Source organism: Chryseobacterium taichungense (genome assembly GCF_900109935.1).
Taxonomy (GTDB): domain Bacteria; phylum Bacteroidota; class Bacteroidia; order Flavobacteriales; family Weeksellaceae; genus Chryseobacterium; species Chryseobacterium taichungense.
Genome location: NZ_FOBV01000004.1, coordinates 116,674 through 135,696, shown reverse-complemented (window position 1 = coordinate 135,696; position 19,023 = coordinate 116,674). Strand labels below are relative to the sequence as shown.

General features: G+C 37.0%; 13 protein-coding genes and 1 riboswitch. Of the genes, 11 read left to right on the top strand and 2 right to left on the bottom strand.

Annotation, left to right across the window (positions count from 1 at the left end; translation table 11 throughout):
- The first annotated feature begins 52 nt into the window (after nt 1–52).
- The 3 genes from BMW64_RS09905 to BMW64_RS09895 all read left to right on the top strand — a co-directional run bounded on the left by BMW64_RS09905 (nt 53) and on the right by BMW64_RS09895 (nt 2,997).
- Complete coding sequence (locus BMW64_RS09905; RefSeq protein WP_089999828.1) at nt 53–1,084, top strand: AAA family ATPase; 1,032 nt, start codon at nt 53–55, stop codon at nt 1,082–1,084.
- 42 nt (nt 1,085–1,126) lie between these two features.
- Nucleotides 1,127–2,449: a DUF58 domain-containing protein gene (locus tag BMW64_RS09900; RefSeq protein ID WP_089999827.1), complete on the top strand. Its 1,323-nt coding sequence runs from the start codon at nt 1,127–1,129 to the stop codon at nt 2,447–2,449.
- 122 nt (nt 2,450–2,571) lie between these two features.
- On the top strand, nt 2,572–2,997 hold the full coding sequence (locus tag BMW64_RS09895) for an OsmC family protein (RefSeq protein WP_089999826.1): 426 nt from the start codon (nt 2,572–2,574) through the stop codon (nt 2,995–2,997).
- Between the two features lie 81 nt (nt 2,998–3,078).
- Here the strand turns inward: BMW64_RS09895 and BMW64_RS09890 are convergent, their stop codons facing one another.
- Nucleotides 3,079–4,761 carry a T9SS type A sorting domain-containing protein gene (locus tag BMW64_RS09890; RefSeq protein WP_089999825.1) on the bottom strand — a complete coding sequence of 561 codons (1,683 nt, stop codon included), beginning with the start codon at nt 4,759–4,761 and terminating at the stop codon, nt 3,079–3,081.
- Between the two features lie 234 nt (nt 4,762–4,995).
- Complete coding sequence (locus tag BMW64_RS09885; protein WP_089999824.1) at nt 4,996–7,611, bottom strand: MGH1-like glycoside hydrolase domain-containing protein; 2,616 nt, start codon at nt 7,609–7,611, stop codon at nt 4,996–4,998.
- Between the two features lie 188 nt (nt 7,612–7,799).
- Nucleotides 7,800–7,906, top strand: a riboswitch (SAM riboswitch).
- Between the two features lie 56 nt (nt 7,907–7,962).
- Between BMW64_RS09885 and BMW64_RS20915 the strand changes: the two genes are divergently transcribed.
- The 8 genes from BMW64_RS20915 (at nt 7,963) to metF (ending at nt 19,001) form a co-directional block, all read left to right on the top strand.
- Entirely contained in the window at nt 7,963–8,901 is a 939-nt protein-coding gene (locus tag BMW64_RS20915) for an alpha/beta fold hydrolase (protein WP_228400907.1), read from the top strand.
- A 3-nt stretch (nt 8,902–8,904) separates the two neighbouring features.
- Entirely contained in the window at nt 8,905–10,443 is a 1,539-nt protein-coding gene (locus BMW64_RS20910; protein ID WP_228400906.1) for an ACT domain-containing protein, read from the top strand.
- Nucleotides 10,444–10,560: 117 nt separating this feature from the next.
- Nucleotides 10,561–11,727: an O-succinylhomoserine sulfhydrylase gene (locus BMW64_RS09870; RefSeq protein ID WP_089999822.1), complete on the top strand. Its 1,167-nt coding sequence runs from the start codon at nt 10,561–10,563 to the stop codon at nt 11,725–11,727.
- 62 nt (nt 11,728–11,789) lie between these two features.
- Nucleotides 11,790–12,800: a homocysteine S-methyltransferase family protein gene (locus tag BMW64_RS09865; RefSeq protein ID WP_089999821.1), complete on the top strand. Its 1,011-nt coding sequence runs from the start codon at nt 11,790–11,792 to the stop codon at nt 12,798–12,800.
- A gap of 83 nt (nt 12,801–12,883) precedes the next feature.
- Nucleotides 12,884–13,975, top strand: a complete 1,092-nt coding sequence (locus tag BMW64_RS09860; protein ID WP_089999820.1) for a fatty acid desaturase family protein — start codon at nt 12,884–12,886, stop codon at nt 13,973–13,975.
- Nucleotides 13,976–13,979: 4 nt separating this feature from the next.
- Entirely contained in the window at nt 13,980–16,640 is a 2,661-nt protein-coding gene (gene metH, locus BMW64_RS09855) for a methionine synthase (protein WP_089999819.1), read from the top strand.
- A 28-nt stretch (nt 16,641–16,668) separates the two neighbouring features.
- Complete coding sequence (locus BMW64_RS09850; RefSeq protein ID WP_089999818.1) at nt 16,669–18,042, top strand: Fic family protein; 1,374 nt, start codon at nt 16,669–16,671, stop codon at nt 18,040–18,042.
- Nucleotides 18,042–19,001: a methylenetetrahydrofolate reductase [NAD(P)H] gene (metF, locus tag BMW64_RS09845; protein WP_089999817.1), complete on the top strand. Its 960-nt coding sequence runs from the start codon at nt 18,042–18,044 to the stop codon at nt 18,999–19,001. The genes BMW64_RS09850 and metF overlap by 1 nt, the downstream gene beginning before the upstream one ends.
- The last annotated feature ends 22 nt before the right edge of the window (nt 19,002–19,023 follow it).

The window sequence follows — 19,023 nt, the reverse complement described above, 5'->3', positions numbered from 1 at the left end:
ATATTGATAAACTGTTACATTGATACATTGTTAAATTAAAAAATTATATGATATGGAAAACTTAGAAAACCTAAATACAGAAGACCAGAACGCTATACAGCTTGATAAAAAAGAAGAGCAGTTCCAGTCGAGAATAGACATGATTGAGCTTCGTGCCAGTCTGGATAAAGTAAAATCCGAAATAGGTAAAGTGATTGTAGGGCAGGAGAGTATGATAGACCATCTTTTAGCGGCACTATTATCAAACGGGCATGTTCTTATTGAGGGCGTTCCGGGAGTGGCAAAGACGATTACTGCAAAATTGCTTTCAAAAACCATTGATGTAGACTTTAGCAGAATTCAGTTTACGCCGGATCTTATGCCTTCCGATATTTTGGGAACTTCTGTTTTTAACGTAAAAAATTCAGAATTTGAGTTTAAAAAGGGTCCTATTTTCTCAAATTTTATTCTGATCGATGAGATCAACAGATCTCCTGCAAAAACACAGGCTGCGTTATTTGAGGTAATGGAGGAAAGACAGATTACCATGGATGGCATCCGTTACACGATGGAAGAGCCTTTCCTGGTCGTTGCAACACAGAATCCTATTGAGCATGAAGGTACATACAGACTTCCTGAAGCTCAGCTGGATCGTTTTCTGTTCAAAATAAATGTTGGCTACCCGGATTTGGCGCAGGAAATTTCAATCATTAAAAATCAGCACGAAAGTAAAAATGAAGATAAGACTGAGGTTGTAAACAGCGTCATTACGGCACAACAGTTAAAAAATTATCAGCAGCTGGTAAAAGAAATCATTGTAGAAGCCCATCTGATGGAATATATTGCCAAGATTATTGTGAATACCAGGGAAAACCAGTTCCTGTATTTGGGAGCTTCTCCCAGAGCGAGTCTGGCACTATTAACCGCTTCTAAAGCTTTTGCTGCACTAAGAGGAAGAGATTTTGTAACTCCCGAAGACATCAAAGAAGCAAGCTATGCTGTTTTAAGACACAGAGTAATCGTATCGCCTGAAAGAGAGATGGAAGGGCTTACCGCCGACGAAATCATCAGGCAAATTTTAGAAGGAATAGAAATTCCGAGATAGATAACCAAATTAACTGCTACCTGAAAACTACCATCCGAAAAAATGAAAAACTTATACATTAATACCCGCTTTTTCTATACGCTCATCATAGTGGGAGTGCTGTATGTCTTTGCATTTTTCTTTCCGTTTATCATATGGGCAGCACATATCGTTTTGCTGTTGTGTTTTTTGGGAGCAATGGTGGATTATCTATTTGTTTTTAACCGAAATAAAGGAATTTCAGCACAGCGAATTTTACCCGAAAAACTATCAAACGGTGATGAAAATCCTGTGAAAATCGATATTAAAAACAATTACGACTTTAAGATTAATGTTAAAGTAATCGATGAAATTCCGTTTCAATTCCAGAAGCGTGATTTCCTGATTGAAAAACAGATCGATCCCGGAAGAAATGTTTTTTTTCAATATATTCTTGAACCGAAAGAACGTGGTGAATACAATTTCGGAAGTCTGAACGTGTATGTTTCTTCGCCTTTTGGTTTTGTTTCGAAAAGATTTAATTTTCAGAAAGATGCTAATTTACCATCTTATCCTTCTTTCATTCACCTGAGAAAATACGAGCTGATGGCTATTCAGAGTGAGTTTTTATTGGGTGGAATTAAGAAAATAAGAAAGCTAGGGCACACCATGGAATTTGAGCAGATCAAAGAATATGTTCCCGGTGATGATATCAGGACCATCAACTGGAAAGCGACTTCCAAAACGAACCGACTGATGGTTAATCAGTTTCAGGATGAAAAATCCCAGCGGATCTTTATGCTGATCGATACCGGAAGGACGATGAAAATGCCTTTTAATGGATTAAGCCTGTTGGATTACTCCATCAATGCAACAATGGCTTTATCTCACATCATTCTGAAGAAAGGCGACCGCGCAGGGATGATGACATTTTCGAAAAAAACGGAAAATAAAATTGCTGCCGAAAATAAATCGGGACAACTGAGGAAAATATCGGAAGCACTTTATAATATCAAAACAGATTTTTTTGAAAGTGATTTTAACAGACTGTACCAGGACGTTAAATATTCATTGAATCAGAGAAGCTTAATTTTGCTGTTTACTAATTTTGAAACGCTTGACGGACTGAACCGGCAGCTGAAATACCTTCGCGGAATTGCCAAAAACCATTTGCTGGTAGTAGTTTTCTTTAAAAATTCAGAGCTTCAGACATTAATTCACAAAAATCCTGAAAGTATGCAGGAAATTTATGATGAAATTATCGCCGAAAAATTTGAGTTTGAAAAAAAACTGATTATTCAGGAGCTCCGAAAATACGGAATCTATACTGTTTATACGTTGCCGGAAAATTTAAATATCGATGTTATCAATAAATATCTGGAGATCAAAGCCAGAGGAATTTTATAATTTTGCAATAAGCAATAAGCAATAAGCAATAAGCAATAAGCAATAAGCAATAAGCAATAAGCAATAAGCAATAAGCAATAAGCAATAAGCAATAAGCAATAAGTAATAAGTAATAAGCAATAATGAAAATAACACTTAACAGAATCAATGATGATTTTTTGTTTGAATGCACCAATTCTCAGGGAAATTCAATTCTTTTAGATAATACAACCCAGCCTGGAGCTAAAGGCGTTTCCCCTATGGAAAGTGTCCTGATGGCAGTTGCCGGCTGTAGCGGAATCGATGTCGTTTCTATTCTGAAAAAACAAAGACAGGAAATTACTGATTTTAAAGCAGAAGTGGAAGGAGAAAGAATCCCGGTGGACGATGCCAAGCCTTTTAAATCAATTAAAGTGAAGTTCCTTCTTGAAGGAAATATGGATCCTAAAAAGGCATTAAAAGCTGCCCAGCTCTCTTTTGAAAAATATTGTTCTGTTTCTAAAACACTGGAACCTAAGGTAGAAATTGGATATGAGGTTTTCGTCAATGGGGAAATTGTTCAGCCTTAATATCAACAGGAATTATAGAAAATAAAACGCGGATAAAAAAGAATTTTTTATCCGCGTTTTTCAGTATGAATGTGTAAAATGTTATTTTTTAATGGTCTTCATGCTTTTTAATGAGCCATCTTTCATCGTTAAAGTTAGAATATACATTCCGGATTTTATTCCTCCTAAAAATACTGATGAAGAAGGATTCTCAATAGTTTTCACCACAACTCCTGAAAGGTCAGTGATTACAGCCTTTTTCACATTTTCTGCCTTCTCAATATATAAAGTATCTGCAAATGGATTCGGATAAGCAATTCTTTCTTTTGCTTTTGCTGTTACCTCGCTTGTTGCCAGAGATAGCGGCTCTAAAGTAACCGTTACGGTAAGCGTATTGTTGTCAACTTTGTTATAATCTGCATTACAGTCTGATCCTCCATAGGTTCTCCATGCTCTAAGCTCAAAGTTTACAGTTCCTGTAAGCTCATTTGCTAAAGTAAGTCCGGTTCTGTTATAAGAATAGGTACCTGTAGATGACCCTGACCCGGATGTCACTGAAGTTTCAGTAGTATTGTTTGTGGTACAAACCAATAGACTTCTTTGCTCACTCATCCATCCGTTGGAAACGGTAGACATCTTGTAAGAAACTGCTGTAGACTTTATTTTAAATCCTGCAGGAACATCGATACTTACACCCCCTGCACAGTTTGTGGTGGATGAAGTCGTAATATCTAAACTGCTGATGTATTGAGTATTGATATCTCCCAATGTATATACTGAGCTTACCTGGCCCGGCGTAAATTCTTTCATTTTCCAGAAGCTTTGAGAAGAACCTCCGCAATTGGATCTTACCCAGAAATAATAGGTCTGCCCTGTAGTAAGCTGATTAAGCGTTACCGAAGTACCGGAAGTCACTTCTCCTGTAGGAGTTGTAGTTGCGGTAGGTGCAGTAGGAGAGGTACTGTAGTAATATTGATATCCTGAAGCCGGAGCACTTGCCGGTGCTGTCCAGCTGATTGTCGCCTCTGTAGGGGTAGTCGTAGAGGTGATATTGATAGGAGTAGCACATGCATTATAAGCATCTGCAGAAAAAGCAAAAATATTAGGAATTCCTCCTGTTCCTACTTTTGTTACCGTTATACTTTGTACGCTCTTTGATTGATTCGCTGTACTTATTGCCAAAGGAATCTGATATAGTCTTGGATTGCTTCCTGAGCCTGATTCAAGATTGTCATTGGAAATATTAATTCTTCCGATCCCCTGGATTGCATAGTTGCTTCCTCCATACCAGTCGGAAATATTAATTCCTGAAAATGTCTCTGAAGTACTATCCGTAAAATTCACATCTACATCTACCGTACAGCTGCCGCTTCCTCCTGTAGCAAGCATATACACCGTAAGAGCCTGCAGGGGATTTGAAAAAACCAGGGTTCCATTTTCTCCGGCAGTTTCCAATCTCAAACTATTATTTGAACTGTAAGGAGCCATCTGATAAGACAGACCAGGCGTTGAAGATACAACAGAATTAATAATACCATTTGTAGGAAGACCATAAGTAAGCGGTGTACTTGCAGCCGTTAATTGAAAATCCTGTGAGATAAAAGCATAGCTCACACCATCAACATCATTATTAGTTGAAGAGGCCGAAGGCCCAACACCGTTGGCAATGACATCAGCATTGAAACCACTTTGAACAGCCATTGGCTGATATTCCTGTGCATAAAGTTGATGAGTGCATACAGCTGATAAAATTACAGCTGCAAGAGGTAGTAATTTTCCTTTCATAAGAAATTGTTATTAAATTTATCATGCTAATATAGATATTATAATGTTAAAAAATTACTTTAAATTAAAAAATATTGAACAATTTGTATGAATTTTTAAGTAATAGTATCTTTATATTAAAAATTAATAGATTTTAACTATATGTATTTATTTGATTTATTGAAGAAATTAATATTGTGTGGTACATAATAAAAAAAAGCCCCATTAAAGAGCTTCATATATTTATGTTAATTTTTAAAATGTCATTCTGGGTTTCATCAGCTTTGCAACTGTGGCAGTCCATCCTGTCTGATGAGATGCTCCGATCCCCCGGCCATTGTCACCATGAAAATACTCAAAGAAGGTGATGTAGTCTTTAAAATTTTCATCATAATTAAATTTCGCATTTCCACCATTAAAAGCCCTTTGCCCAACATCATCTTTAAGGAAAATAGAGCATAATCTGTTACTGATGTTTTGTGCGACCTCATCAAGATTTTTTTTGTCCCCACTTCCGGTCGGAAGCTCAACCTTCAGGCTGTTTCCATAATAAAAATGAAATCTCTGCAGGCTTTCAACAATCAGGAAATTAATCGGGAACCAGATTGGTCCTCTCCAGTTGCTGTTCCCTCCAAACATGCGGCTGTCGCTTTCCCCCGGTGTATAATAAACAACATTTTCTGTCCCGTGAACCGAAAATATAAATGGATTTTCTTCATACACTTTAGACATCGCACGAATTCCATAATCACTCAAAAACTCCTTTTCATCGAGCATACGGCTCAGAACTTTAGTAAGTCTTGTTTTACGCAGAATGCTCATCAGGTGCTTTCTTCCCTGGCCTTCCTCTTCCCAGTGCGAAACCAGTTTGGTGAGCTCAGGTTTATTTTTTAATACCCAGTCCATTCTCTCCACAAAATTCGGCATTTTGTCGAGTAGGTGATGATCTATAATTTCCACGGCAAACATTGGGATAAGCCCAACAATACTTCTGAGTTTTAATGAAACACTATCTCCATTTCCCAGTTGAAGAACATCATAGAAAAAGCCATCTTCTTCATTCCACAGGCCTTTTGTTCCTTCTCCCAGATTCTCCATGGCTTCTGCGATATAAAGATAGTGCTCAAAAAATTTGATCGCCATATCTTCATATACCTGATAATACTGAGCCAGTTCCATCGCAATACGCATCATATTCAATGCATACATTGCCATCCAGCTGGTACCGTCGGCCTGTTCTAAATGCTGTCCGTCCTTCAGAATCATATTGCGATCAAAAGCTCCGATATTATCGAGCCCGAGAAATCCTCCACCGAAAATATTCTTACCGTTTTTATCTTTTCGGTTGACCCACCATGTAAAATTTAAAAGCAGTTTCTGAAAAACTTTTTCTAAAAATAAAAGATCGGGCTTGCCATTCTGCTTCTCATCAATCTTAAAAACCCGGAAGCACGACCACGCATGTACCGGAGGATTTACGTCGCTGAGGTTCCATTCGTAAGCAGGAAGCTGTCCGTTGGGATGCATATACCATTCTTTGGTAAGCAAAAGAAGCTGTCCTTTTGCAAATTCGGCATCAATAATTGCATATGGAACACAATGGAAAGCCAGATCCCAGGTAGCGTACCAGGGATATTCCCATTTATCAGGCATCGAGATAATATCTTTGTTATGAAGATGGTTCCATTCTGTATTCCTTACATAATTGCTAAAATCTCTGGGAGCCTCAAAGTTTGGATCACCTTTGAGCCATTTTCCTACATTATAGTGATAGAATTGCTTATTCCAAAGCAATCCGGCAAACGCCTGCCTTTGCACATTTATTTCATCTTCATTCACTACGTCATTCTGAACCTCTTCATAAAATTCATCGGCTTCTGCGATTCTGGTACTGAAAATTTCATCAAAATTCTCAAACGGTTTGTCCAGATCATCCGGAGAAAGACGGAAATCAAAGGATTTCGATTTTCCCGCTTCGATGATTTCATCTAAAAGAAAAGATGCTTTAGTTCCAATTTTCTCAGGATTTACCGTGTTGCTTCCGTAGATAATATAATCATTGATCCCATCCTTGAAATACGTATTTCCGGGATATGGGGCACCATAAAGTTTTGGAGTATTTGTTTCATTTTCGCAGAAAACACTTTCAGCACGAGTGTTTCGTGAATAAAACTTTTTTATGGAAATACTGTCGTGGTCAATATCGATACAGCCACTTTTTGATGCGCTGGTGTGTCCTTTATAAGCATTATATCCCCATTTCCAATTGTTTCGGAACCAAACGGTAGGGGCTACGACAATTGGTGCGTCGACACTACTTCTGTTAAAAATTGTAACGCGCACTAAAAAGTCGTTATGATCGGCTTTAGCATATTCAATGAAAATATCAAAATATTCATCTTTATCAAAAATCCCGGTATCGAAAATTTCGTATTCACGTTCTTTTTTGCTCCTTCTGGCGTTTTCAGCACGAATATCATCATAAGGAAAAGCATTGATGGGATATTTGTACAGCATTTTCATATAGCTGTGGGTAGGCGTATTGTCAAGATAATAAAAAATTTCCTTGATGTCTTCACCGTGATTTCCCTGCGGATTGCTCAGCCCGAAAAAACGCTCTTTTACCATCTTATCTTTCTTATTCCAGAACGAAAGGGCAAAACAGAAAAGCTGCTTTGCATCAGAGATTCCGGCGATTCCTTCTTCTCCCCAGCGATAGGCATAGCTTTCGGCATTATTATGATTGGCAAAATTCCACGCATCGCCGTTAGGACTGTAGTCTTCCCGTACATTTCCCCACTGCCGGTTACTTACATAAGGTCCCCAGTTTTTCCACTCTGTATCTTGTAATCTTTGTTTTTCAGCAATCATATTTCGTCACTTTTCATTACGAAGTTAGTTTTTTTGGTAAAAAATTCCAACTTCACAAATTTGAATTTAATATATTATTTTCCTGCAAACAGCCTGCCGATGAGGGTTTCTGATATTAAATTAAATTTTTATAAAATTTTAAAAGAAAAGTTTTATCTTTGCACCATTCGTTCATTCAAATATTGAAAATGTTATCAAGAAAGGTTGAGGGATTAGACCCGATGAAACCTTAGCAACCCTTCGCGAAAGCGGAGAAGGTGCTACGTTCTACCAAAATTATTTGGACAGATAACTTACTGAAGTTCTTTCAGCCATTCCTGTGGCATTTTCAATTGTATTAAAGTAATAGAATTGAGAACAGAACTAAAACATATTAATTTTTCGTATCGTACAGATTCCGGCAAGGAATACCATATCCCGTTGAGCTATCAGCTTTTCGGGAAAGAGCTGTTTTCTGCTCCTGTTATTCTTGTAAATCATGCATTAACAGGTAATTCAGATGTTTCGGGAGCAAAAGGATGGTGGAAACAGCTGATTGGTGACAATCAGGTGATTGATGCCAGAAAATACACCATTTTATGTTTCAATATTCCCGGAAACGGTTACGATGATTTTTTTATTGATGAGTATGAAGATTTTACAGTTTCAGACATTGCGAATATATTTCTGCATGGCCTTGAAATTTTAAATATAAAAAAATTACATGCCATTATCGGAGGTTCTTTGGGAGGCGGAATTGGCTGGGAAATGCTGGTTAAAAAGCCGGCGCTTTCCGAAATCTTCATCCCTGTTGTTTGCGATCATAAAACCCATGACTGGCTTCACGCGCAATGTCTGGTGCAGAAATTTTTATTAAGTCAAAATAATCAGCCTCTACAGAAAGCCAGAATCCATGCGATGTTGTGTTATCGGACACCGGAATCGTTAAATAACAGATTTCAGAACAAATACAATCAGGAAAAAAAGAGGCTTGAGTCGGAAGATTGGCTCATTTATCACGGTAAAGCATTAAACGAAAGATTTAGTTTAAAATCGTATCAGCTGATGAACCATTTGCTGATGAACATTAATGTTGATGAAAGTGATTTAGAAAGAATCCAAGCCCGAATGCACATGATCTCCGTTGATACAGATTTGTTTTTTCCGGCTTCCGAAATCAGGAGTTGCTATGAAAAGGTTAAAGAGAAAAAATATAATGTTTTTTATCACGAGATCACCTCAATTCATGGGCATGACGCCTTCTTAATGGAATACGAACAATTAAATACTATCATTAAAAATATTTTGTAGAAGATGAAGAATGTAAACGAAATAAAATTTTTAAAAAACAGATCAATCATCAAATTTGAAGGAGAGGATTTCTTAGGTGAAATCGGGATTGACGGACGCATTTTCAAAGCGCTGACCTTAGCGCGAATCAGTGTTGGGGTAATTTCTCAGCAGGCTATCGAAAACGGAATTTCTATTCTGGTTCAGGAAAGCGATTCTGAAAAAGCGGTGAATTGTCTGATTGACGAATTTGAAGCAGAAAGAAAATCGGGAAAAGTTTCCCAGATTTACAGCATAAATAATGTATCGGTGATAGGCTTTGTGGCAGAAGATTTAAATAAAGTATTGGCCGAGTTGGCAAGAAATAATGTTTTCCCATTACTTTTAAATCAGATTGCAGCCGAAAAAAGAGTAAATATTGTTGTCACTTCTTCTCAGGACGAAAAAGCAAAAAATATCATCGAATCTGAAATTTCTAAAAAGCCAAAAACAGTGCACTTAGCTATTATTGGTCATGGAAATGTTGGAAAGACACTGATTGAGCAGGTCCTGGAATCTTCGGAAGAAATTAAAAGACGGAAAAAAATAGATCTGAAAGTCGTAGCAGTCGCCAACTCAAAGAAAATTGCTTTTAATAAAAAAGGTTTTGACAGCAATTGGAATGATGAAATTGCAACGGCAGAAAACCCTTCAAATGTTGAGGAACTTATTAATTTTTCGAAAAATAATCAATTGGAAAATCTTATTGTGGTAGATAATACAGCCAGTAAGGATTTTGTTAAAAATTATCATGCTTTAGCAGAAAACGGTTTTGATCTGGTTTCTTCCAATAAAATTTTCAACACACTTCCTATCGAAGAATACCGTAAACTAAGATATACGTTGAACAAAAATAACAGACGTTATCTTTATGAAACCAATGTTGGCGCCGGTTTACCATTAATTGATACCATAAAATTACTACATCTTTCAGGGGAAAACATCACAAGAATTAAAGGTGTTTTTTCAGGAACTTTGAGCTATGTTTTCAATAATTTTTCATTGAGAGATGATCATTTTTCAACCATCATCAATGAAGCGTTGGAAAAAGGCTATACCGAACCGGATCCAAGAGAAGATTTATCCGGAAATGATGTGGCAAGAAAGTTATTGATTTTAGCTAGAGAACTGGATTTAATCAATGAATTTGAAGATATCAATATTCAAAATTTAGTTCCTGAAAATTTTCTGTCTGTTTCAAAATCAGAATTCCTTTCAAGACTGGAAGAATTGGACGAAGAATATCAAAAAATAAAAGAAAACCAAGAACCGGGACATGTATTAAGATACGTCGGAGACTTGCATGGAGATCTACAGAAAGATAAAGGTGAATTAGATGTGAATTTAATTTCTGTTCCTGCAAGCTCAGCGTTAGGACAGTTAAAAGGTTCCGATTCGATCTTCGAGATTTATACAGAGAGTTATGGAGAACATCCTATTGTTATTATGGGGGCCGGTGCCGGAGCAAAAGTGACTGCAAGAGGAGTTTTCGGAGATATTTTAAGACTAAGTGAAACAAAGTAATTAATGTAACAATATAACAATATAACAATGTAGCAGTTTACCAATATCTAACCTTTGTCATTCTGAACGAAGTGAAGAATCTCATTGATACACTGCTACATTGGTAAATTAAACAATATGGAAAACGAAAATTTTGAAACCTTTGCCATAAGAACCCAAACAGAAAGAACGCAGTTTGATGAGCACTCAACGCCGCTTTTTCTCACTTCCAGCTTCGTTTTTGAAGATGCGGAAGATATGAGGGCAAGTTTTGCGGAAGAAAAATCAAAAAACTTATACAGCCGATTTTCAAATCCGAATGTAACGGAGTTTACCGATAAAATTGTCAAAATGGAAGGTGCAGAAGCAGGATATGCTTTTGCAACGGGAATGGCGGCTATTTATTCCACTTTTGCCACTTTGCTGAATGCCGGAGATCATATTGTGAGCTGCCAGTCGGTTTTCGGATCGACGCATACCTTATTCACAAAATATTTCCCGAAATGGAATATTGAAACGACCTATTTCAAAGCAGAAGATGCAGAAAACGTAGAAAAATATATTCAGCCGAATACAAAGATTTTATATCTGGAAACACCTACCAATCCTGCCATTGAAGTTTTGGATCTGGAGTTTTTCGGACAGATTGCCAAAAAGCATAATTTAATTTTTATTGTTGATAACTGTTTTGCAACGCCCTATTTACAGCAGCCCATAAAATACGGAGCAGACATCGTGGTACATTCTGCTACAAAACTGATTGATGGCCAGGGCCGCGTTTTAGGAGGAGTGGCTGTCGGCAAAGAAGATTTAATTCGTGAAATTTACCTTTTCGCAAGAAATACAGGTCCCGCTATGTCCCCGTTTAACGCCTGGGTTTTATCGAAAAGCCTGGAAACACTGGCAATCCGAGTTGAAAGACATTGTGAAAATGCATTAAAAGTAGCTGAGTTTTTAGAAAGTCATCCGAATGTGGAATTGGTGAAATATCCTTTTCTGAAATCCCATCCAGGCTATGAAATTGCCAAAAAACAAATGAAATTGGGTGGAAATATCGTCGCATTTGAAATCAAAGGTGGCATTGAGGGTGGCAGAAAATTTTTAAATAAGATTAAAATGTGCTCGCTTTCTGCAAACCTTGGTGATACGAGAACAATTGTTACGCATCCGGCCTCTACAACACATTCTAAATTGACGGATGAAGAAAGAAATGAAGTAGGAATTACAGCAGGCCTTGTTCGCTGCTCGGTTGGTTTGGAACATGTGGAGGATATTATTTCGGATTTGAAACAGGCGTTGGGATAATAACGAACCTGGAGGGTTCAACAATAATAGCCGTAGGTGAAACCTATGGAAAAAAATATAATATGAAAAATTCAGAACAACTATACAAAGCATTATCCGAAAGGATTTTAATTCTTGACGGGGCCATGGGAACAATGCTTCAGCGTTATAAATTTGAAGAAGAAGATTATCGCGGCGAACGTTTTAAAGGTTGGCAGCACCCGGTGAAAGGGAATAATGATCTGCTTTCTCTTACACAGCCACAGGCCATTGAAGAGGTGCACAGAAAATATCTTGAAGCCGGGGCAGATATTATAGAAACAAATACGTTTTCAGGAACAACCATTGCGATGGCTGATTATCACATGGAAGATCTGGTTTATGAATTGAACTATGAATCTGCGAAAATTGCAAGAAAAGTCTGCGACGAATTTACGACCCAAAATCCTGATAAGCCAAGATTTGTTGCAGGATCTGTAGGTCCGACTAACAGAACAGCAAGTTTAAGCCCAGATGTGAATGATCCGGGTTACAGGGCGATCACATTTGAAGAGTTAAGAGTTGCTTATAAACAACAGTGTGAAGCTTTATTAGATGGTGGCTCGGATATTTTACTGGTAGAAACAATCTTCGATACATTAAATGCAAAAGCGGCTTTATTCGCAATTGATGAAATTCAGGATGAAAGAGAAATACAGATTCCTATCATGGTTTCCGGAACGATTACCGATGCTTCAGGAAGAACATTGAGCGGACAAACCGCAGAGGCATTTTTAATTTCCGTTTCACATCTAAATCTGTTGAGTGTCGGTTTTAACTGTGCGCTGGGAGCTAATCAATTAACGCCGTACCTGGAAACATTGGCGCATAATTCAGAGTTTTATGTTTCAGCATATCCCAATGCAGGTTTGCCCAACGCCTTCGGAAAGTATGATGAAACGCCCGAAGATATGGCAGGTCAGATCAGGGAATATGCAGAAAAAGGATTGATCAATATTATCGGAGGCTGTTGCGGAACGACTCCGGAACATATCAAAGCCATTGCAGATTTAGTTTCGAAATATCCTCCAAGAAAATTGAAGGAATTTGTCTGATTTAATAGAATTTTTTAATTGAATCATAAGGAAAGGGAACAGTTTTTAATATTATCTTTAATTATCACACAAAATTAAATATAATGGAAAAACCTATTTACTTAAAAGATTCTGATGATGCAAAACTGTTTAATGAATTAAGAAAGAAAGTGAACCAGCGAGTAGAAGCAATTCCTGAAAACCGGGATGTTTACATTCAGATCAAAGCATTTATATTGCCTTTGCTGTATGTTGGATTATATGTATTTGCATTATTCAATGCGGAAAAGCCTTGGGTATATATCGCAAGCTTTGTTTTGATGGGAATTTCTTTGGTGTTGATTTATTTAAACTTAATTCACGAAGCGGCACATAACAATATTTTTAAAAGCAAAAAAATGAATGGTCTGGTGTTGCAGATCTTTGATTTTGTAGGTGCCAATTCCTATATCTGGAAAAAAAGACATATTGCAAGCCATCATGCCTATCCGAATGTTGACGGTTGGGATACAGATATCGAACAGAGTGGCCTTTTGTTGATTATTCCTTGGATTAAAGCCAAAGGAATTCAAAAATATCAGCATAGGTTTTTCTTTTTGGTGTATCCTTTATATTTATTTAACTGGATGTTTATCCGTGATTTCAGGGATTTTTTTGACAACAATAGGGTCATCCTGAAAACGCAGGGGGCAATACCGATGAGAGAAAAAGTTAAGATGGTTGCGTATAAACTGTTCTATTTTTTCTACCAGATTGCAGTTCCTGTTCTGTTTTTTAACGTTTCTATCGGTCTTGCGTTGGGCGCTTGGTTTTTGCAGGTAATCGCGGCAAGTATTTTTGCACTTTTTGTATTGCTGCCGTTACATCCGCTTCCTGACAATGCTTTTCCAAAATTGGATGAGAAAAACGGACTGCCTTTCAGCTGGCTACACCATCAGTTTGAGGTAACCAATGATTTAAAAGAAAATAACTGGTTTGTACGAAATGTGCTGGGGAATTTCAACTTTCATGTGGCCCATCACCTGTTTCCAAATTATAGTTACGCCTATTATAATGAAATTACAGAGGAAATCGAGCATTTCGCCAAAGAACATGGATTGGCTTATAAACGGTTTCCAATTACGACAGCATTAGGCAAACATGTGGATTTGCTGAAGCAAAATGCGAATAACGCATATTTTATTTTAGAAGAATAAATTGATGAAATATTTAAGATTATCAGGGCTCGAGCCGCTGATTATTACACCGGAAAGCAATTTTATCAACGTTGGGGAAAGAACCAATGTTGCCGGCTCCAAGAAGTTTTTAAGATTAATAAAAGAAGAAAAGTTTGCGGAAGCATTGGATATAGCCCGTCATCAGGTTGAAGGGGGCGCACAGATTCTGGATGTCAATTTCGATGATGGATTGATTGATGGTAAAGCTTCCATGATAAAATTTTTAAATTTAATAGCTTCCGAACCGGATATCGCCAGAATTCCTCTCATGGTCGATTCTTCAAAATGGGAAATTCTGGAAGCGGGACTTCAGGTCGCGCAGGGGAAATGCGTGGTAAATTCAATCAGCCTTAAAGGAGGAGAAGAAGAATTTATCAGGCAGGCCAAAGCCATTAAAAGATATGGAGCTGCCGTCATTGTGATGGCATTTGATGAAGTTGGGCAGGCGGATACGTATGAACGCAGAATTGAAATTTCCAAGCGATCTTACGATATTTTGGTGAATCGTTTAAATTTTCCTGCAGAAGATATTATTTTCGATTTAAATATTTTCCCGGTTGCTACAGGTATGGATGAGCACCGTCGAAATGCAATAGATTTCATCGAGGCAACAAGATGGGTTCGTCAAAATCTTCCATATGCTTCAGTGAGCGGAGGTGTTTCTAATGTTTCTTTCTCGTTTAGGGGGAATGATACCGTGAGGGAAGCGATGCATTCTGTTTTCCTGTATCATGCCATTCAGGCTGGGATGAATATGGGAATCGTAAATCCTGCAATGCTTGAGGTTTATGATGAAATTAATAAAGAGCTTCTTGAGCTTGTAGAAGATGTTATTCTCGATAAAAGAGAAGACGCTACAGAACGACTTTTAGACTATTCCGAAAAACATAAATCGGTTAAAAAAGAAAAAGTTGAGGACTTAGAATGGAGAAATCATCCTTTGCAGGATAGAATTACGCATGCTTTGGTTAAAGGGATCGACCGTTTTATTGAAGAAGATGTTGAGGAAGCAAGGCAACAGGCAGAAAAACCATTACACGTTATTGAAATTAATCTGATGACCGGAATGGGCGTTGTCGGAGATCTGTTCGGAAGCGGAAAAATGTTTCTTCCTCAGGTTGTAAAATCGGCAAGAGTAATGAAAAAAGCTGTGGCGTATTTACAACCATTTATTGAAGACGAAAAAGACGGTTCAAAACCTGCCAACGGTAAAATTCTTATGGCAACCGTAAAAGGTGATGTTCATGACATCGGTAAAAATATTGTAAGTGTAGTGTTAGGCTGTAACAATTATGAAATCGTTGATTTAGGAGTAATGGTTCCTGCCGAAAAAATTATCCAGACGGCCATTGAAGAAAAAGTAGACGTTATCGGGCTGAGCGGACTAATTACGCCAAGTCTGGATGAAATGGTATATATCGCTTCCGAGCTGGAAAGACAGAACCTTGATTTTCCTTTACTGATCGGCGGTGCAACTACTTCAAAAGCACATACCGCTGTTAAAATTGATTTAAAATATAAAAATGCAGTCGTTCATGTAAATGATGCTTCAAGGGCTGTAAATGTAGTAAGCTCATTGTTGGGCGACCGAAATAAGGAATATGTTGCAGATTTAAAAAATGACTATTCTGAATTTCGTGAAAAGTTCCTGAACAGGCAGGTTGACAAAGATTATGTCTCTATTGAAGAAGCGAGAGAGAATAAGTTTAAAATTGACTGGGAAACTGAAGAAATTTTTACCCCAAATCAATTGGGAATTACGGTTGTTGAAAATCAGGATTTAAAAGAATTGTTGCCTTTCATCGACTGGTCACCGTTTTTTAGAAGCTGGGATCTACATGGGAAATATCCGAATATTCTGGAAGATGAGGTTGTCGGTGCTCAAGCGAAGGAGCTCTTCAAAGATGCGCAGGTTATTTTAAAAAGAATTCTGGATGAAAAATTACTGACTGCAAAAGCTATTTTCGGAATTTTTAAAGCCAATTCTAACGAAACCGATGATATTTTAATCTTCGATGAAAATAACGAACAGCAGGTAAAATTCCTGACATTAAGACAGCAGGCTCAACGTTCAAAAGGAAAAGATTATCTCGCGTTAAGTGATTTTATTGCGCCTCAAAGTTCAGGGGAAACTGATTATATGGGAGCTTTCTGTGTAACGACAGGTTTCGGTACAGATGAACTGGCGGCAGAATATGAAAAAGCAAACGATGACTATAATGCCATCATGGTAAAAGCATTGGCAGACCGTTTTGCAGAAGCTTACGCCGAATTTTTACATAAAAAAGTGAGAACCGAATATTGGGGCTATGCCAATCAGGAAAATTTAACCAACGAAGAACTGATTGCTGAAAAATATAAAGGGATTCGTCCGGCTCCGGGATATCCTGCTTGCCCCGACCATCTTGAAAAGCATGCCATTTGGGACTTATTGAAAGTGGAAGAAAACATTGGTGTTTATTTAACAGAAAGTTTAGCCATGTTTCCTACTGCTTCCGTTTCCGGATATTATTTCGGAAGTCCACACGCCAAATATTTCGGCCTTGGGAAAATCGCCGAAGACCAGCTGAAAGATTACTCCGTAAGAAAAGGAATTTCTTTACAGGAGGCGAGAAAATGGCTGTCGCCGAATTTAGCAGATTAAAATCTATTTTTGTAATTAAAATAGCATCATGAAAAATATCAAAATATTAGAAAATTTAGACGAAATACAATTAATTGATGAACAAAAAAAATTAATTGATACTCATCGACCGTTTTCTACAGAACTGGAAAATAAGATCTTTCAGAAATTAAAATTAGACTGGAATTATAATTCTAATGCCATTGAAGGAAATCAATTGAGCTATGGAGAAACTGTTGCTTTTTTAAATTTTGGATTGACGGCAAAAGGAAAACCTTTCAAAGATCATTTAGATATCAAAGGTCATAATGAGGCAATTGGATTTATGTTGCAATTGATTAAAGAGAATCGTCCGCTTTCAGAAAGCGATATCAAAGATCTGCATAAAATAATTTTAATAGAACCATATTTTTCAAAAACTGTTTCACCGCAAGGAATTGAATTTGAAAAAGAAATAAAAATCGGGCAATATAAAACTTCGCCGAATCATGTAAAGACAGTTTCGGGAGATATTCATTATTACACCAATCCGGAAGATGTTGCTTTTGAAATGAATAATCTGCTGGAATGGTATAGAAATGCCGAAGAAGAAAGGCTTCATCCGGTAGTAATGTCTGCAATCTTTCATCACAAGTTTACAGCAATTCATCCGTTTGATGACGGAAACGGAAGGTTAGCAAGAATTTTAAGCAATTTTATTTTATTGAAACATACATATCCGGTAATTGTTATTAAGAACAGAAATAAATTTCAATATTATGCTGCTTTAAATATTGCGGATAATGGGATTTATGAAGATTTGATAAAGTTGTTTGCAGAAAATGTAAGACATAGCTTTGGTATTATCCAGAAAGCCATTAATGGAGAAAATATTAATGAAGCTGATGATTTGGATAAGGAGATTGAGTTGTTTGTTAAAGAATCGCAGATTAATACAGCTCCAATTTTAGATTTTGAGAAAAATAAAAAAGAAATAATTGAATATTATATAGTTAATTATTTCATGTATTTATTACCTAAATTAAACAAAATAGGTGAACTTTTTCAAGGGTCGTATTTAATTTATCCTCCTTCAAAATTTTTATTATCAAATTACGAGTCATTTGTAAAAAGATATAGAAGTGAAAGTATCTTCGTTAACAATACTCTTGAAGTAAAGCTTCCAATAGATTTTATTGATCACATCCAAAAAGAATTTAATTTTAAACTTATTCTTAAAATTATAATTAAGAAAAAAACAATAAAATATATAGCTGAACATCTCAATGGAGTCTTTGATTTTATTGGAAATGAAGAAGTAGATTTAATATTTAATAAGACATATACTTATGATGATAAGCCTGATGTTATTTATAATGAAGTAACAGCAAGTATCATTAATTATACTATAAATTTTATAAAAAGCAAAACGAATCAAGATTAATGAAAATCACCGACCATATAAAAAACGCAAATGGAAAAACCCTGTTCTCCCTTGAAGTGGTTCCGCCCCAAAAAGGAATCGGAATCGAAGATCTCTATAAAAATATTGATCCTTTAATGGAATTTAAACCGCCCTTCATTGACGTTACGACTTCCAGAGAAGAATACATTTATATCGATAAAGGGAACGGTTTGATGGAACGCCGAATCACCAGAATGCGCCCCGGAACTTTGGGAATCTGTGCCGCCATTCAGCATAAATATAATGTTGATACAGTTCCGCATCTGCTTTGTGGAGGATTCACAAAAGAAGAAACAGAATATCTTCTGGTAGACTGTATGTATCTTGGAATTGACAATGTAATGGCGCTTCGTGGCGATGCTATGAAAGGACATCAATATTTTGAACCTACCACCGGAGGACATGCCAGTGCGATGGATTTAGTTCATCAGATCAATAATCTGGGAAGAGGCAAATATCTGCATAATGAGGACCAGGAGTGTGAAGAGCATAACAAATTTTGTGTTGGCGTTGCCGGTTATCCCGAAAAGCATATGGAAGCTCCTTCCATGAATTACGATTTAAAATGGCTGAAGCAAAAAGTAGATGCAGGCGCCGATTATATTGTAACGCAAATGTTTTTCGACAATAAAAAGTTTATCGAATTTGTAAAAAAGGCACGTGAAATGGGAATTACAGTTCCTATTATTCCTGGAATTAAACCTATTGCTACTAAAAAGCATCTTAAAATCCTACCACAGATATTTAAAATTGATCTGCCGGAGGAGCTAATTACTGAAGTTGAAAATGCTAAAAATAACGAAGCCGTAAAACAGATCGGAATTGAATGGGCGATTACCCAATGCAGAGAATTGCTTGATTTCGGAGTGCCGGTACTGCATTTCTATTCGATGGGGAAAAGTGATAATATTAAAAAAGTAGCGGGAGCGCTATTCTAATAGAGTAAAAGTGATCATAAAG

Coding starts and splice junctions, on each gene's coding strand:
- metF (WP_089999817.1), top strand. CDS start 18,042: ATGAAAATCACCGACCATATAAAAAACGCAAATGGAAAAACCCTGTTC.
- BMW64_RS09870 (WP_089999822.1), top strand. CDS start 10,561: ATGGAAAACGAAAATTTTGAAACCTTTGCCATAAGAACCCAAACAGAA.
- BMW64_RS09860 (WP_089999820.1), top strand. CDS start 12,884: ATGGAAAAACCTATTTACTTAAAAGATTCTGATGATGCAAAACTGTTT.
- BMW64_RS09890 (WP_089999825.1), bottom strand. CDS start 4,761: ATGAAAGGAAAATTACTACCTCTTGCAGCTGTAATTTTATCAGCTGTA.
- BMW64_RS09900 (WP_089999827.1), top strand. CDS start 1,127: ATGAAAAACTTATACATTAATACCCGCTTTTTCTATACGCTCATCATA.
- BMW64_RS20910 (WP_228400906.1), top strand. CDS start 8,905: ATGAAGAATGTAAACGAAATAAAATTTTTAAAAAACAGATCAATCATC.
- BMW64_RS09850 (WP_089999818.1), top strand. CDS start 16,669: ATGAAAAATATCAAAATATTAGAAAATTTAGACGAAATACAATTAATT.
- BMW64_RS09905 (WP_089999828.1), top strand. CDS start 53: ATGGAAAACTTAGAAAACCTAAATACAGAAGACCAGAACGCTATACAG.
- BMW64_RS09885 (WP_089999824.1), bottom strand. CDS start 7,611: ATGATTGCTGAAAAACAAAGATTACAAGATACAGAGTGGAAAAACTGG.
- BMW64_RS09865 (WP_089999821.1), top strand. CDS start 11,790: ATGAAAAATTCAGAACAACTATACAAAGCATTATCCGAAAGGATTTTA.
- metH (WP_089999819.1), top strand. CDS start 13,980: ATGAAATATTTAAGATTATCAGGGCTCGAGCCGCTGATTATTACACCG.
- BMW64_RS09895 (WP_089999826.1), top strand. CDS start 2,572: ATGAAAATAACACTTAACAGAATCAATGATGATTTTTTGTTTGAATGC.